This window comes from Sunxiuqinia indica (assembly GCF_009847015.1).
In the GTDB taxonomy this organism is placed as follows: domain Bacteria; phylum Bacteroidota; class Bacteroidia; order Bacteroidales; family Prolixibacteraceae; genus Sunxiuqinia; species Sunxiuqinia indica.
This window is the reverse complement of record NZ_WVEM01000007.1, coordinates 235064-249934: the sequence shown is the minus strand read 5'-3', so window position 1 is coordinate 249934 and position 14871 is coordinate 235064. Positions and strand designations below refer to the sequence as shown.

General features: G+C 40.1%; 10 protein-coding genes. 3 read left to right on the top strand and 7 right to left on the bottom strand.

The genetic code is table 11. The features are described from left to right. The first annotated feature begins 67 nt into the window (after positions 1-67). From GR929_RS12485 to GR929_RS12475, 3 genes are all read left to right on the top strand, one after another. A complete protein-coding gene (locus tag GR929_RS12485; RefSeq protein WP_159520288.1) occupies positions 68-1639 on the top strand; it encodes a glycoside hydrolase family 28 protein in 1572 nt (523 codons plus the stop codon). A 21-nt stretch (positions 1640-1660) separates the two neighbouring features. Further along, on the top strand, positions 1661-2842 hold the full coding sequence (locus tag GR929_RS12480) for a glycoside hydrolase family 88/105 protein (protein WP_159520286.1): 1182 nt from the start codon (positions 1661-1663) through the stop codon (positions 2840-2842). A 161-nt stretch (positions 2843-3003) separates the two neighbouring features. Continuing rightward, positions 3004-5844: a glycoside hydrolase family 95 protein gene (locus tag GR929_RS12475; RefSeq protein ID WP_159520284.1), complete on the top strand. Its 2841-nt coding sequence runs from the start codon at positions 3004-3006 to the stop codon at positions 5842-5844. Positions 5845-5911: 67 nt separating this feature from the next. On the opposite strand, the gene GR929_RS12470 is transcribed toward GR929_RS12475, so the two are convergent. From GR929_RS12470 to GR929_RS12440, 7 genes are all read right to left on the bottom strand, one after another. Continuing rightward, positions 5912-6775: a hypothetical protein gene (locus tag GR929_RS12470; RefSeq protein ID WP_159520282.1), complete on the bottom strand. Its 864-nt coding sequence runs from the start codon at positions 6773-6775 to the stop codon at positions 5912-5914. Further along, entirely contained in the window at positions 6772-7389 is a 618-nt protein-coding gene (locus GR929_RS12465) for a hypothetical protein (protein WP_159520280.1), read from the bottom strand. Before GR929_RS12465 ends, GR929_RS12470 begins: the two co-directional genes overlap by 4 nt. Positions 7390-7523: 134 nt before the next feature. Further along, positions 7524-8519, bottom strand: coding sequence for a LacI family DNA-binding transcriptional regulator (locus GR929_RS12460; protein WP_159520278.1), 996 nt, complete (start codon positions 8517-8519; stop codon positions 7524-7526). Positions 8520-9115: 596 nt separating this feature from the next. After that, positions 9116-9751: a DUF2490 domain-containing protein gene (locus GR929_RS12455; protein ID WP_159520276.1), complete on the bottom strand. Its 636-nt coding sequence runs from the start codon at positions 9749-9751 to the stop codon at positions 9116-9118. Beyond that, on the bottom strand, positions 9751-10422 hold the full coding sequence (locus tag GR929_RS12450; RefSeq protein WP_159520274.1) for a DUF4956 domain-containing protein: 672 nt from the start codon (positions 10420-10422) through the stop codon (positions 9751-9753). Before GR929_RS12450 ends, GR929_RS12455 begins: the two co-directional genes overlap by 1 nt. Before the next feature lie 12 nt (positions 10423-10434). Further along, positions 10435-11112 carry a polyphosphate polymerase domain-containing protein gene (locus GR929_RS12445; RefSeq protein ID WP_159520272.1) on the bottom strand — a complete coding sequence of 226 codons (678 nt, stop codon included), beginning with the start codon at positions 11110-11112 and terminating at the stop codon, positions 10435-10437. A 193-nt stretch (positions 11113-11305) separates the two neighbouring features. Beyond that, complete coding sequence (locus tag GR929_RS12440) at positions 11306-14842, bottom strand: malectin domain-containing carbohydrate-binding protein (protein ID WP_159520270.1); 3537 nt, start codon at positions 14840-14842, stop codon at positions 11306-11308. Positions 14843-14871 lie beyond the last annotated feature (29 nt).

Sequence of the window (14871 nt, the reverse complement as noted above, 5' to 3'; positions counted from 1 at the left end):
TTCTATCTCCTTCTCAGGCTGCTAAAAATCAGACTAATTAATATTGATAAAAACGAATCGACGAACTATGATCGCAAATCAAGCAAAGTACAAACTATTACTTACGTTATTTACCATTGCCATAGGGTTCTCAGCTATTGCTCAAAACAGCTTCAACATCCTTGATCATGGGGCGACCAATCAAGGGAAACAAAAAATAACTGATATCATTGATCACACAATTGAACTTGCCTGTAAGGAAGGTGGAGGAACAATTTATTTCCCGGCAGGTGAATATTTAACCGGCCCAATCGTGTTAAAAAGCAATATTACGATCCATTTAGAGGCAGGAGCAACATTGAAATTTTCTGACGATTTCAATGACTATTTACCCATGGTACAATCTCGCTGGGAAGGTATTGATGTGGTTAATTTTTCACCTCTTTTTTACGCATTCGAAGCCGAAAACATTACAATTACCGGACGAGGTAAGATTGATGGTCAAGGAAAAAAATGGTGGGACTATCACCACTGGCTTTATTCGCAACCCAAAGACTTCAAATCGGAGTGGCAGCAAGAGTTTGCCAAGCAAAATGAAGAAATACTGTACCCCGATGAACCGGGAATGATCGAACGTGGTTTTCTTCGTCCTCCATTTATCCAGCCTATGTACTGTAAAAATGTGCTGATTGAAGGAATAACCATTACCAACTCCCCTTTTTGGACGGTAAATCCACAGTTTTGTGATAATGTAACCGTAACAAATGTAACCATAAACAATCCGGATTCTCCGAATACGGATGGCATCAACCCGGAATCATGCCGAAATGTTCATATCTCCGACTGCCATATTTCGGTGGGCGACGACTGTATTACCATAAAATCGGGCAAAGATCGGGCAGGGAGAAAAATGAATACGCCCTGTGAAAATATTACCATTACGAACTGTACGATGCTAAATGGACATGGTGCTGTCGTCATTGGTAGTGAAATGTCAGGCGGAGTAAAAAAAGTAACAATTTCCAACTGCGTGTTCGAAGGTACAGACCGGGGTATTCGAATCAAATCGACTCGCGGACGTGGCGGAGTGGTTGAAGACATCAGGGTAAGCAATATCATCATGAAAGGAATTCGCAAAGAAGCGATTAAACTCAATATGTTTTACTCAAAAACGGCAGATGAACCGGTTTCAGAAAGAACCCCCTCATTCCGGAACATTCACTTTAGCAACATCACCGGCGAAGCCTATCAAGCTGGATTTTTACTAGGTCTTGATGAGCTAAAAATTAAAGACATAACATTCAACGACATTCAACTAAAAGGAGAAAAAGGATTCTCAATTGAAGATGCGGAGAATATTGAATTTCATAATGTAAAAGTTGACACACAGGATGGGCCATCCGTAATGGCAACAGATTCGAAAAACCTAATTATCGATAATGTAAAAACCGACACTCCTAAAAATGGAATCCCTGTCATAAAACTGACTGACGTTCAGAACTCATTTATTTACAATTGCTTCCAGACATATCCGACTGATGTTTTTCTTCAATTAGATGGAGAAAAGACAAAAGCCATATACCTTAAAAACAATGAACTGGTTAATGTGACGAATAAAGTTATAAAATCAAAGGACGCGAATTTCAACATAACAGAATAATCAAGCTAAAAGATAAAATAGATGAAACATTTAATTTTTATTGCCATCGTTGCAATTCTAAGCAGCTGTAGCGCAAATACAAACAAGCAACAAACAGAAGCAGCTCAAGAAAAATGGAGTGTAAAAATGGCTGATGCCGTTATGCAGAGAAACGATAGTTTAGGTTATTACAATGGTCGTACCCGAATGGGCTGGTCGTATGACGTAGCCTTGCTTGGAATGGCCATCAACAAACTTGGAGATAAAGATCCCAAGTATTCTGATTACATGGAAGCCTACATCGACCAAATGGTAGAAAAAGATGGTACTATTCCACGATACAGCATGGAAAAGTACAATATTGACCTGATCAATCCGGCCAAAAACCTGATCATTCTGTACAAAAAGACTGGCGAAGAAAAATACAAGAAAGCATTGGGGCAGTTTATCACCCAAATGGAAAACCATCCAAAAACAAAGAGTGGTGGCTATTGGCATAAAAAGCGCTATCCGTCGCAAATATGGTTGGATGGAGTTTACATGGGCATGCCCTTTTTAAGCATGTATGCTCGTGAATTTGACGCTCCTAAGTGGTATGATGTTGCCACGCACGAAATTGAGCTGGTGTATGAAAAAACACGCGACCCAAAAACCGGACTGCTGTATCATGCCTGGGATGAAAGTAAGGAGCAAAAATGGGCTGATCCGGAAACGGGGCTTTCTCCTCACTTTTGGAGTCGTGCCATGGGATGGTATGTTATGGCCATTGTTGATGTTTTGGACGACCTGCCTGAAGATCATCCGGATCGTGCTGACCTGATCGAAATATTGAAAAACACAATCGATGCCCTGCTTCAGGTTCGAGATGAGGAAAGTGGCGTGTGGTATCAGGTACTCGACCAAGGAAATCGTGAAGGAAATTACCTGGAAGGATCGGGAACTGCCATGTATATTTATGCAATGGCCAAAGGTGCCAACAAGGGTTATTTGGACAACAAGTACTTCGATATTGCCAGCGAAGCTTTTGACGATATGGTTGAAACCTTTATTATTGAAGATGAAGATGGACTGCCCAGCATGGTAAACATTTGCGGTAGTTGTGGGCTGGGAGGCAATCCCTATCGCGATGGAAGTTACGAGTATTACACCACCGAAACCATTGTTAAAAACGACTGCAAAGGAGTTGGTCCATTTATTTTAGCAGCAGTTGAATTAGACAAATAAGAAAATCTAACAATCGGCTAGGGGATGCGCCCTCTTGATTGTTTATTTTATAGTATTCATTAAATGAGGCTTCAAAATCAAAGCTCATACACCAAATAAAAATAAGCTTTTAGCAATTCATCCGATTGTTAAAAGCTTATTTGTTTATCAACCAAAGAACCATGAAAAACGTAGCATTCAATTATTCTCTGATTTTTATTCTCTGTGGAGCTTTTATTTTTCCGGCCTGTAGGCAACAAGAACAGGAAGAAACACTGGAGCTGTGGTATAACAAGCCTGCACAAATATGGGAAGAAGCGCTTCCTATTGGGAATGGACGCCTTGGTGCAATGGTTTATGGAATCCCTTCTGAAGAGCATATCCAGTTCAACGAGGAAACGCTTTGGGATTGCATGCCCAGAACCTACTACCGGGAAGATGCCAACAAGTATCTCAGTGAAATTCGCCAATTACTATTCGACGGAAAACAAGACGCAGCTGAAAAACTCGCCAACAAAGTTTTTATGGGAAAACAGGCATACGAAGAAGATTTCCCAGAGAAAAAGAAACTTTGGGCAGATAGCCTGCTCAACCTCCCCAAAGTACAAACAGCTTTTCAAGCTACTTTTGATGATTCGGAATGGGAAACCATGCTGATTGACTACAAAAGTGTATGGGAACGAAAGGGCTTGCCCGACATGAACGGCTCGGTACTTTTCAGAAAGACAATTGATGTTCCCGAAAATTGGAAAGGGAAAAAGCTAGTCATTAATCTCGGGAAAATTAAGGATCAGGATTTCACCTATTTTAATGGTCAACAGGTTGGCTCAATGGATGAAAGTAATACCAACCGCACATATACGATTCCGGGTAATCTGGTCAAGAAAGGCAAAAATGTTATTGCTGTTTTAATCAATAACTACGTCTCAACAGGTGGTTTTAATGCCGTCCGTACCGGCTCAAAAAAAATGCACCTGCTGCCAAAAGGGCTAAAGAGCGATTCAATTTTTATTGAAGGCGATTGGAAATACAATGTAATTGATGAAGATCCTCCATTCTACCCACAATATCAGGCCGACTATCAACCATTTGGAGATATCAAAATCGCATTTGACGGACATGACCAGTTTACAAATTTCAGGCGAAATCTGGATCTTCAGAATGCTCTGGCAAATGTTACTTATGAAGTAGAAGGAGTTACTTACAAACGTGAATTCCTCGCCAGTCATCCTGACGAATTGATCGCGGTTAAACTTTCAGCTGATCAGAAAGGCAAAATTTCATTTAAAGCTACTTTTGAAACCGAGCACCCGATTCACTCATTCTTCAAAGTAGACGACAACACCATTGGCTTCTCGTTAAAAGTAGAAGATGGCGAAATGAAAGGAACAGCCTTGTTAAGCATTTCGACAGAAAGCGGACAGGTAACCACGACCGATAATGGAATTACGGTTACTAATGCCAACGAAGCTACGCTAAAACTAGTTGCTGCAACCAACTATAAAAGCTATCAAGACATTTCGGCTGATCCGGAAACTCGCTGCAACGACTATTTAGCGAGTGCAACATCAAAAACATACGAGACAATTAAAGAGGCACATCTAGCAGACTACAAACCTCTTTTCGATCGTTTTAGCATTGAGTTTGGCGGAAAAGAAAAACGACAACAGCCAACTGACGAACGCATTTTCAATATTAAAAACGAAGCTGACCAGGACTTGGCAGCCACCTATGTGCAGTATGCCCGCTATCTCATGCTTTCTTCGGGGCGTGACGGTACCAATCCTCCAAACCTACAAGGAATTTGGAATGACAAAATCTATCCGGCATGGGGCAGTAAATACACCACCAACATCAATTGCGAAATGAATTTCTGGCCGGTTGAACCATTAAACATTGCAGAATGCCACAACACCTTATTCAAGCTAATTGATGAAGTGTCGGAGCAAGGCAGCAAAACAGCTAAAGCCCACTATGGAGCCAATGGCTGGGTGCACCATCACAATACGGACCAATGGCGGGGAACTGCTCCCATCAACAACTCGAACCATGGAATTTGGGTTACCGGAGGGGCCTGGCTTTGTCATCATTTGTGGGAGCACTATTTATACTCTCAAGACAAGGAATTTTTAAAAGACGAAGCTTATCCGCAAATTAAAGGAGCCGCGCAGTTTTTTGTCGATTTTTTAGTTGAAGACCCGGAAACTGGTTTTTTGATCAGTACCCCTTCAAACTCACCCGAAAATGGTGGATTAGTTGCCGGACCAACCATGGATCATGAAATTATCCGCTCGCTGTTTAAAATTGTCATTGAAAGTTCAAAAATATTAGACACTGATCATGATTTTGCCAAGCTTGTAAAAGATAAGCTCGACCATATTGCCCCCTATCAGGTTGGACAATACGGACAGCTACAGGAATGGATGGAAGATATTGATGACACAACCAATCATCATCGACATGTTTCTCATTTGTGGGGCGTTCACCCGGGAAGTGAGTTTACCTGGGATGAGACACCTGAATTGATGAAAGCAGCACGCCAGTCGTTGATTTACCGGGGCGATGCCGGCACCGGTTGGAGTTTGGCTTGGAAAATAAACTTTTGGGCTCGCTTTTTAGATGGCGATCATGCCAACACGATGATTCAAATGCTACTCAGCTCAGCCATTGACCCCGAACGGGAATCATCAGGAGGCTCCTACCCCAACCTGTTTGATGCGCATCCTCCGTTTCAGATTGATGGCAACTTTGGAGGAGCTGCAGGAATTGCTGAAATGTTGATGCAAAGCCATCAGGGGTACATTCATTTATTGCCAGCACTACCCAGCGATTGGTCTGAAGGAAAAATATCAGGGTTAAGAGCCCGAAACGGTTTTGAACTGAGTTTCTCCTGGAAAGATGGACAACTTCAAACAGTTCATGTGAAATCGGCTGCCGGCAAACCATTGCGCTTAAAATACGGAGATAAAATGATTGAACAGGAAACGCAAAAAGGTGAAGTTTATGAATTTAACGAACTATAACATCCAACTATAATCGAGAGAGATGGCATTTTTTCAAAAGGTGCCATCTCTGTTTTTTAATAGCTAATCAGAAACGAAGGAATACCCCGGCATCTGCTTCTACCCAACTAAACTCACGAGGATCTCCCTCAACCTCCTGCTCTGCTATATTCCCCAACCAATCAAGTTCTCGTTGACGATAGTCAATTTTAAGATCGCTAAAATGAAAATCAGTCCGAACCTGTAGTCCAAGTTTTGTTTTTCCAAAGGAGCAGCAATCGAGTTGTAAGAGGGAGTTTGCCCCCCACATAAAATCAAATCCCGGATCTGCCGAAAAATCTACTCTCACTTGCTTATTGTTGTCACGCAACTTATATTCAAAATGATCATCAAAACCAGGGCGACGGGTAAAACCTGCATTTATGGTTGTTCGCCACGACACAGGACCAAAAGCTAAGTTAAAAACCGGCCCCGCATAATACGAAACGTTATTTAAAGTCGTGTACTCATAGTCAGAAAAGTAGTAGATCAAATCAGGTTGCGTTATTCTAAAATACTGTTTCCCATTATCCACATCAGTATGAAATGTTTTAAACCCACCATGTACTCCAATCCATTTCAAAGGAAAATATTGAAGAGACAGCTTCAAATTAAGCGGCAAAAAATCATCTTGCATGGTTAAAGCCATATCAGCTTTCCAATTTTTGAACAGATCGAACCGGGCTCCCCATTTTACAATGACGGCTTCAGCAAAATCTTCCTCTCCAATATAATTGGCCCAATCCACGTGCTCTTTATTGGACAGACTGTCGGCATTATAATCAGCCAAACCTAAGGAAAATGATAGTTCCAGATTGCGAATTATTTTTTCCTGCGCCGAGAGATTTAACGAGCAAAGCCATAAAAAAAGTACTAGCCTCCAATTTCGTTTTTGAACGAGATAACTTCTCATTGTAAATGAATTTGATTAGTGGAAGTTGTTAAGATCAGTCCGTCGTTAAAAACAATTTCTATTTCAAACTGAGCAGATTCATTATCAATAGCTTGGATACAAAACAACTCGAAATCAATTTGAGAATCAATACTTTCTTCATTTTTAGGAAGCTCTACGATAATCTCTTCAAGCGTCTTGTAGTCCTCCACCTGAACGCTTCGGCTTGCAGCTTGCTTTCCACGAAAAAGATCATTGACAAGCGTATTTTCTTTGATCGTCTCAGAAATATCAAATTGCGTAACAATATTAATACTTTCAATATATTGGTTCGGTTTGAAAAATGGATAACAATCGCATTCCATCGCATAAGATGAAGAAAACCCCCAGTTACTCATCCCATCCAAATCAGCATAAATATATTCCTCCGACAATACTGTAACTCTAAATGACACTGCAGCTCGTTTCATTGTATTTCCCTCAAGCTCTGTGAGGTAAACTCCTGAATTATCCAGATTCGTGATTTCGATAGCATCGAAATCAAAATCAATGGTTTCGTTACTACAGTTACAACAACTAATTATTAAACGGGATAGAAAAATAACAAGGAGGACGACAAAAGATTTTCGTATCATTTGGAATTGATTTTGGTTTTAAAAATCAAATGTCCAAATTAATATTAACAATCGATTACTTTACTAAAAAAAAGCTAGTGTAATTTTAAGAAAAACAATATCGGTTCTCTTAAATCATGCCTTAACTCGCCAGATCAGCAAGAACTTCGAATCATTAATTGTGTATTCAAAATCATTTGGATAGAAGGACGTTGAGGATCTTTGATACGTTGAATCAACAGCTCGGCACATCGTCTGCCTATTTCATAGGCAGGCTGATAAACAGCAGTTAAAGGCGGGTTTAACGATATTGACCAATACATATCATCAAAACCAACAATCGCAATATCTTCAGGGATCTTCAGTTTCCGTTTATGAATGGTTTCCAAGGCACCAAGAGTAATCAGGTTATTCCCTGTGAATATAGCGTCTGGAGGATTTTCGGAGCTCAATAACTCGTCGCAAAGACGCACCGCACTTTCGTGTTTCGAGTCTCCATGCCTAATCAATTTTGGATCAAATGAAAGTCCGTTTTCTTCCAACGCCTCACGATAACCCTTGTCGCGCAATTGACTAGAAGGCAAGTGCTCCAAACCAGATATAGCAGCAATACGCTTATATCCGGCCTTCGCCAAATAATCTACCGCTTTAAAAGCTCCCTCGCGATTATTCACCAACACCACATCAACATCAACTCCCTGAAGTCCGCGGTCGAAACAAACAATTGGCAATCCTTCTTTCACTAAACTGATTACCTTAGCATCTTTTTCATGGGCTGGTGCCGCAATCAATCCATCAATCGATTCAGATTGCAAAATATCCAGGTACAACTTTTCTTTCTTCTCATCCTGTTGAAAGTTACACATGATCAGTGCATAGTTATTTTCGTAGGTAACATCTTCGATACCACGAAGCACATCAACATAAAAGGGGTTTTGAATATCAGGGATAAGTACTCCAATTAGGTTGCTTGACACACTCTTTGATCGGAGTCTTTTAGCAACGCGACTGGGCTGATACCGAAGCTCCTTAATTGCGTTTAATACTCTTGCTCGAGTAACTTCATTTACATTCGATCCATTATTAATAACCCGGGATACAGTAGCAATTGAAACCCCAGCCTTTTTTGCAACATCGTTTAGGCTCCCCATATTGAAATAAGTGTCTTATTTAATTTTGCCAAAGATAACTTAAATCTTTGGACAATAACTTTTAACATCTCCCGAAAAGCTTCATTAGCATTCCACAACTATTTAATTGGTTCTGAAGGCAAGTGTTAAAAATGAAAACGTTTACAAAATAAATGTACATGTTTTTTTTTTACTTTTAAAATTCTCAATAAAATTAGTTTCGAATAATTTTATCGACGTAGTTGTAATTACAGATATGAATTTGATAAATAAACACTCCTGATACGAAATAGAATTATGGAAACGCTACCGGTATACCCTTCTCCAGGATCAGAGCCATCTGAGGTATAATAGACATTCCCCGAACTTTCAAAAACCTCCCAGTCAATGGGTTCGCTATATTTTTCAGGATGAAGGGTAAACTATGGGGTATCAATCGTAGGAAATAAACTTATCTTTTTAAATTGTTACACCGCAATATCTGATCGAATCACTATTTTTTTACGCTGTGCATTTCCAATAAGTTGAGTAATAATCAAGAACAACAGCTGTGCAAATTTCAGAAATAAGTTGTCCGAATTCATGCTTTCAACTAGGTTTAGATTAAGGTTTATTAACTAAAGTTCCAGGCTATACCCGAATCCGACAATATGCAATACCTCCTCCTTCTCCCAAAAATCCTGATACCGATAAAACAGGCTAACACTTTGCCTGTTAGTAATTTCGTAATTTACCCCGCCCGTATATCGAATTTTGGTAAAATCATCTTTATTCAAATCCTGATAAGTTTCTATATGGACATAGGGCTCAAAATCAGACTTTTTTATATTGTATTTTACTTTTAAACGATACCTCAGATAGGGTTTTGGCTCCTCAACATCTTCTGATTTAAAATAGCTGATATATCGAATACGCCACTGCAATTCAAAACGATCGATTTCCAATTCAGGTTTGACGTCAAAAATATAACGATGCCCGGTCTCATCATTCTTTTTCTTATTTTCCTGATAAAATCGATACGCTCCACCAACTTTCAAAAATTTGAACAGTTCATATTGGATACCAGCTTCAATAAAATATTCATCCCATTCAAGTTCAGGCGAAAGGCGATACTCTGGTACTAGCTCAAAATCTAATTTTGAGGTAACTTCCTTCTTAAACTCCAATTCAAACCACATCGCAGGCTTTTCCTGAGCAAAGGTTGCTGTAGACAATAACAAGAGAACAAATAGACTAATTTCCTTTTTCGTCATTAACCGCGAATTTTATAATCATGATGTGCATCATAAAAAATGTTGATGTAGCATATATCTCGCATAAAGTCAATCTTTTTTACTTCATAATGCTTTACATCAATTCCTGTACGATCCTTTAAATCAGCTAACAAAACCTCCTTTTTGTCTGCCTGTAGATTTTCAATCTTCTCATAAATAACGAGTTGAGATAGTTCTTGTTTTAGGTGAAGTACCTTTTCTAAGCCCCACAATCCAGCAATAATCACCAGGTTGGTGAATACTAATTCGGCATGGCTAATTTTCTTATTAGCAAGAGCATTAATAACTGAAATGGCAATAATGACAAATAAGTATGTCATTTCTTTTATGGGGATCGGATCTGTCCGGTAGCGAATAATTCCAAATATAGCAAAAAGCCCAAAGGCAAAGCCTAGTTCCATTTTCACACTTTCGAGCAAAAAGCACAGTAAAAAGATGACGATGCTAATAGCAATAAAACTAAAAAAGAAATCCCGACGTTTACTATTTCTTGCATACAACCCGGCGACAATAACGATGATAACCGCCATATTTAAAAGAAGCCGCACAATCAGTTCTGTAAAATCTTCCACATTGATCAACTTAATGTCGAACAAGCGATATGCTTCAATAGATTGGTCAACTTGCGCCAGGATATTGAGTAGAGTCATTTTCGTAATCTGTTAATTAAATTCATTTTGCAATCTCATAATGCGAGATTTAAACCGATTCTGCTTCAGTTCACCTTCCAAAAGTGCTCTTCCAATGCAATACTTACTAAAACGCTGCAACCTGACTCTATTTTTTTTGAGCACCTTTTTGATTTCCGAAGCCTGCGCTGATCTTTCTTGTTTTATTTCAACAATGACCAAATTTCGCAATAAAGTTTCCCCCTTTTCATTTTGAAAAGAAGGATGAATATCAATTGTTACACGTTCAGTAAACCCTTTATTGACGAGCGTAATCCGACGAAACCAATTCTTTATCTTTGGCTCCAACCCGGCAGGATGGTATGGCATTTTCTGATTCAGAAATTTTTTTTCCTCATCCGTGAAATCAAATTTGTCTTTCTGAAATCCGATACGACTTTTAATGCATCGTCCTTTGTTCGTTTTCAACTTGACCTCCAGAAATTTATCATTTGAAAGTTCATATTCCCGAACCCGAACCTTATGACGATTTAACCATCCATTTTGATGTGCTAAATACATTTTATCATCCGGTGTATCCAGATAGGTCGTCTGGTAAGGATGCAGAAGCTCATTTTGAATTTCCAGAACAAAATAATCCGTATCAATATCATTCAAAATTGAAGGCAACATTGACTTGTTCAAGCAATACTTCGTATCAATCCTATTCATCAAACGAACATTATTGATGTCAGAAAGCTTAACTATGTCAAATGACTTTAAAGCTTTTCTTATTTCATCCATTTCAAATTTCCAATACTGCTAGCAAATATATATTTATTTGCAAGAAATATAAAAGCTTTCTAAACGATCGTAGTTGATATATCGAATAGGATCCAAACATATCATTTGAAATTCTTTCTGTCTACTGAATTTTCATCCAATCAAAATAAAAAGGGCCTTGTTGTCTGGGCGTCAACCTTAAAGTATAGGTGCCTGCGTTGATTGTCGTTTGGGTGTCGGTTCTCAAACTCTTCCATTTAACATCGGCTACTGGAAATACCCATTCGCCACTCCACACCAATCGTCCGTCTGCAGCAATTATTTCTCCATCAACGGTGATATCCTCGGTGCCTTTATTCATGTAGCGAAATTCCAAACCGTATTTTGAGGCCAATCCTACTTTAAAGGTCCACTCTATCGCATCGCCTTTACCGGGAACAAGTTTGCAGTCCTTCTTTAAAATTTCAGTATTTCTGGCGTTCCCGACATCTCCAGCTTCCTCAGCCTCATACTTAAACGATGGCCTTAAATCAATTGGAGCATCCAAATTGGTTACCGGAACGGCAGCAACAACATACATGGGCGAATTGGATGAATTAAGCGGAAGCAACTCCACGCTCTCGCCTTTCGCATATCGTTTTTGATAGATCTCATAGTTGGTGCCGCTATTATATGTCGATCGCAGAATATCCTTTCTTTTTGTAAAATCTTCAAGCCATTTTGGCTTATCAGTAATCGATTCATCAATACCAATTATTAAATCAGACTCTTCATTAAGCTCGAATGTACCGATTGAATTTCCAGTTGTAGTTTCAGGAAATACAGTTGTTTGTACCCACTCGCTACCAAATAAGGATGGAGGCAACGAAATAATTTTGGCATCTGCGTCTGAATAAAGCAGATCTCCATTGTTCATCCAACTTTTTGCACTCCAGGTTGACTTATTTTCACCCGCAACTTGTAGATTTTTAAACAATCGACTTGAAGACTCCGCAGGTTTTACATTCTCATCAGGTGTTGAAATGGCAATTGCTGAAATCACAGCCTGCGCAGCTTTCACCTCAGGAAATGAAATTTCCAATTCGCCTCCTTTTACTGAAACATTAACGGTTTTCTTTAACAAGTTGTCATGACCAACTTCTTCCCAAATATCCAAATCGTCAATAACGACTTCGTCATTTACCGCAACATCAAAGACGCGCCAGTCGTTGCAATCCAATCCTCCTCCGGTTCCATACCAAGGCTCAACGAAGTACATTTCAAGCTGATAATCGCCATCAGGAATAGGAAATTTGTAAGCCAGTTTATGACGGCCATAGCGGAAAGTTTGTATAAGTTTCCATTCATCGGTGCCTTGAATTGGATCGTAAGTGATGCGTTGACTTCCATAAAATGCCGGCAAATCATCATAGTCATCGGTCCAGGATACCGATCCCCAGCCCGACTCGTCTTTATGAACATCAGCTTGCCAGGTATTTCCTTCTTGATCAAGATAATCCGGGCCACCGCAATTCACCCGATATAAATAGTTCTTTCCCAAATTATCAGTGAGTGGCTTTACTTCTCCTGCTAGTTCTTTTATACCTGGCGCTTCAGGCAACAAACCTAAAACGATATAATCTTCGGCAACTTCCTTGCCATCAACATATCCAACGGCATAGAGCACATTGTTTTGAATATCCACCTGATCCCATTTGAAATGAGTACCAATTGGTCCCTGCTTTTTCCGGCCAAGTGAGTTTTTACGCACTCCGTTGAAGAGCTCAACTTCTTCGCAATTGGAGAAAACCCGAATGCCATCTTTAATGCCAGTTTTTTCCCATCGATTAGGCCAGGTATGCGATACAATGTAAACCATCGGATCGGTTTCCCTGGGTGCATAATTCGACCTGAACATGTAAAAAACATCCAACGGTTCACCCCAAATGGTTAGTGCTCCTTTGTAATTTACCGGACCAACCCGATCAATATCGCGAAGGCCTTCGCCAGCCTGTGTTCGTCCAGGATTGTCGTGCGAGGTGAGCAGCCAGTGGAACTGCCCGCAAGACTGATCGCTGGCAGCTTCACCTAAACGTACTTTCGACTCCATTAACTGCCAAAACCGATCTTCGCTTAAAGGCCCTTTGTATTCAAAATCGCCCTCGGTATGCAGATCAATACTTCGCCATGCTCCGTATTCGCCGTTTAGCAATTGTTCCGAAAGTTCTTCATCATAAATATCTGGATTTCCACCGTATGTGCCCGACCAGTTTTGAATGACATTCCAATCGGTTCCTGTTCCTCCATTGCAAGTGGTCACTAGCCTTTGGCTCGATGCTCCCGGATCTAGTTCCCGAATTAATTCGGTACACTCCCGTGCAAACTCAGTTGGCATGGTGCATTCGTTTTGCAGACCCCACAAAATAATTGATGGGCTATTTCTACGTTCTTTAATCCAGTCGTGTAATAGTTGCTTAAAATTGGCCTGAAATTCAGTATTGCCAAACCAGATATGAGCGCTCATTTGTGGCCACCATAAAATTCCTAAACTGTCCCATTGTTGTTGATAGCGTATATTATGTGGTTGGTGTCCATCACGAAAAGCGTTATATCCCGCAGCTTTTACTTGCGCTACTCTCGAAAGAACCTGCTCATCAGAAAAAGCATGCCCCTGCCCCATCATATGTTCATACTCAGCGGTACCGTTAATAAACACGGGCTTTCCGTTCAAATAAAAACGATTTGAAGGATTATTTCCCTTGATATCCCACTTCGTCCATCGAATTCCATAGGGCGTTTCCAGCTGATCAACCAGTTCTCCGTCCTGTAATACTTCGGTGCTGACCTTGTACAAATATGGATCTTCAATTGACCACAGATTCGGATTTACAATCTGATCAATATGTTGCCGAACAGTATCAACCTGACCAGGAGAAAGATGAATAAAAGTAGCGACTTCTTTTATCAGCCGACCACGCTCATCAAACAATTTATTAATCACTTCAACCTTTGCCACCTGCTCCTTATTATTTTTTACTTCGGTGGTTAAATGGAGGTCTGCAAGTTCAGCAGTAATTTTATCATCATTCCAGATATGAACTCCAAATGGTTCAATGCGAATAGGATTAGTTACAATCAAATGAACCGGACGAAAAATACCCATCGGCTGACTCCCCTCGGAAAATCCCCATTCGGGACTACAGCCGCCGCAAACCCAGGGTAAATCCCGAATACCTGAAGGATGGTCTGCTCGGACTGCCAACGTGTTTTCTTTATCAAAACGAATATGGTTAGTGACATCCAGCGTAAATGAAGTCCGCCCTCCGGCATGGTATCCGATTGAATCGCCGTTTAACCAAACTGTCGCATAAGAACCTACGCCTTCAAACCAAAGAAAATACCGTTTGTTATTTTGCTTTTCAAGCTGAAATGACTTCCGGTACCACGCATAACCATGCCTGTTTCCATGCCTTAAACGACGATAACCGCCATAATCATCCCAATTGTGCGGAACATTAACTTCCTCCCAGTCCTCCGTTGAGTAAACCGGAGACTCAAATCCATTATATGCAAGTTTATTTGTATCGTTGGCTATAGAATACCACCCCTCATTTAAGGAGATATCTTGTCGTACAGGATGTTGATCAGAACATGAGTATAAAAACGATATGAAAATAAGCCAAATCAAAAACTTTCGCATAATTAAATTTTTATGTTGTAGGTTTTACT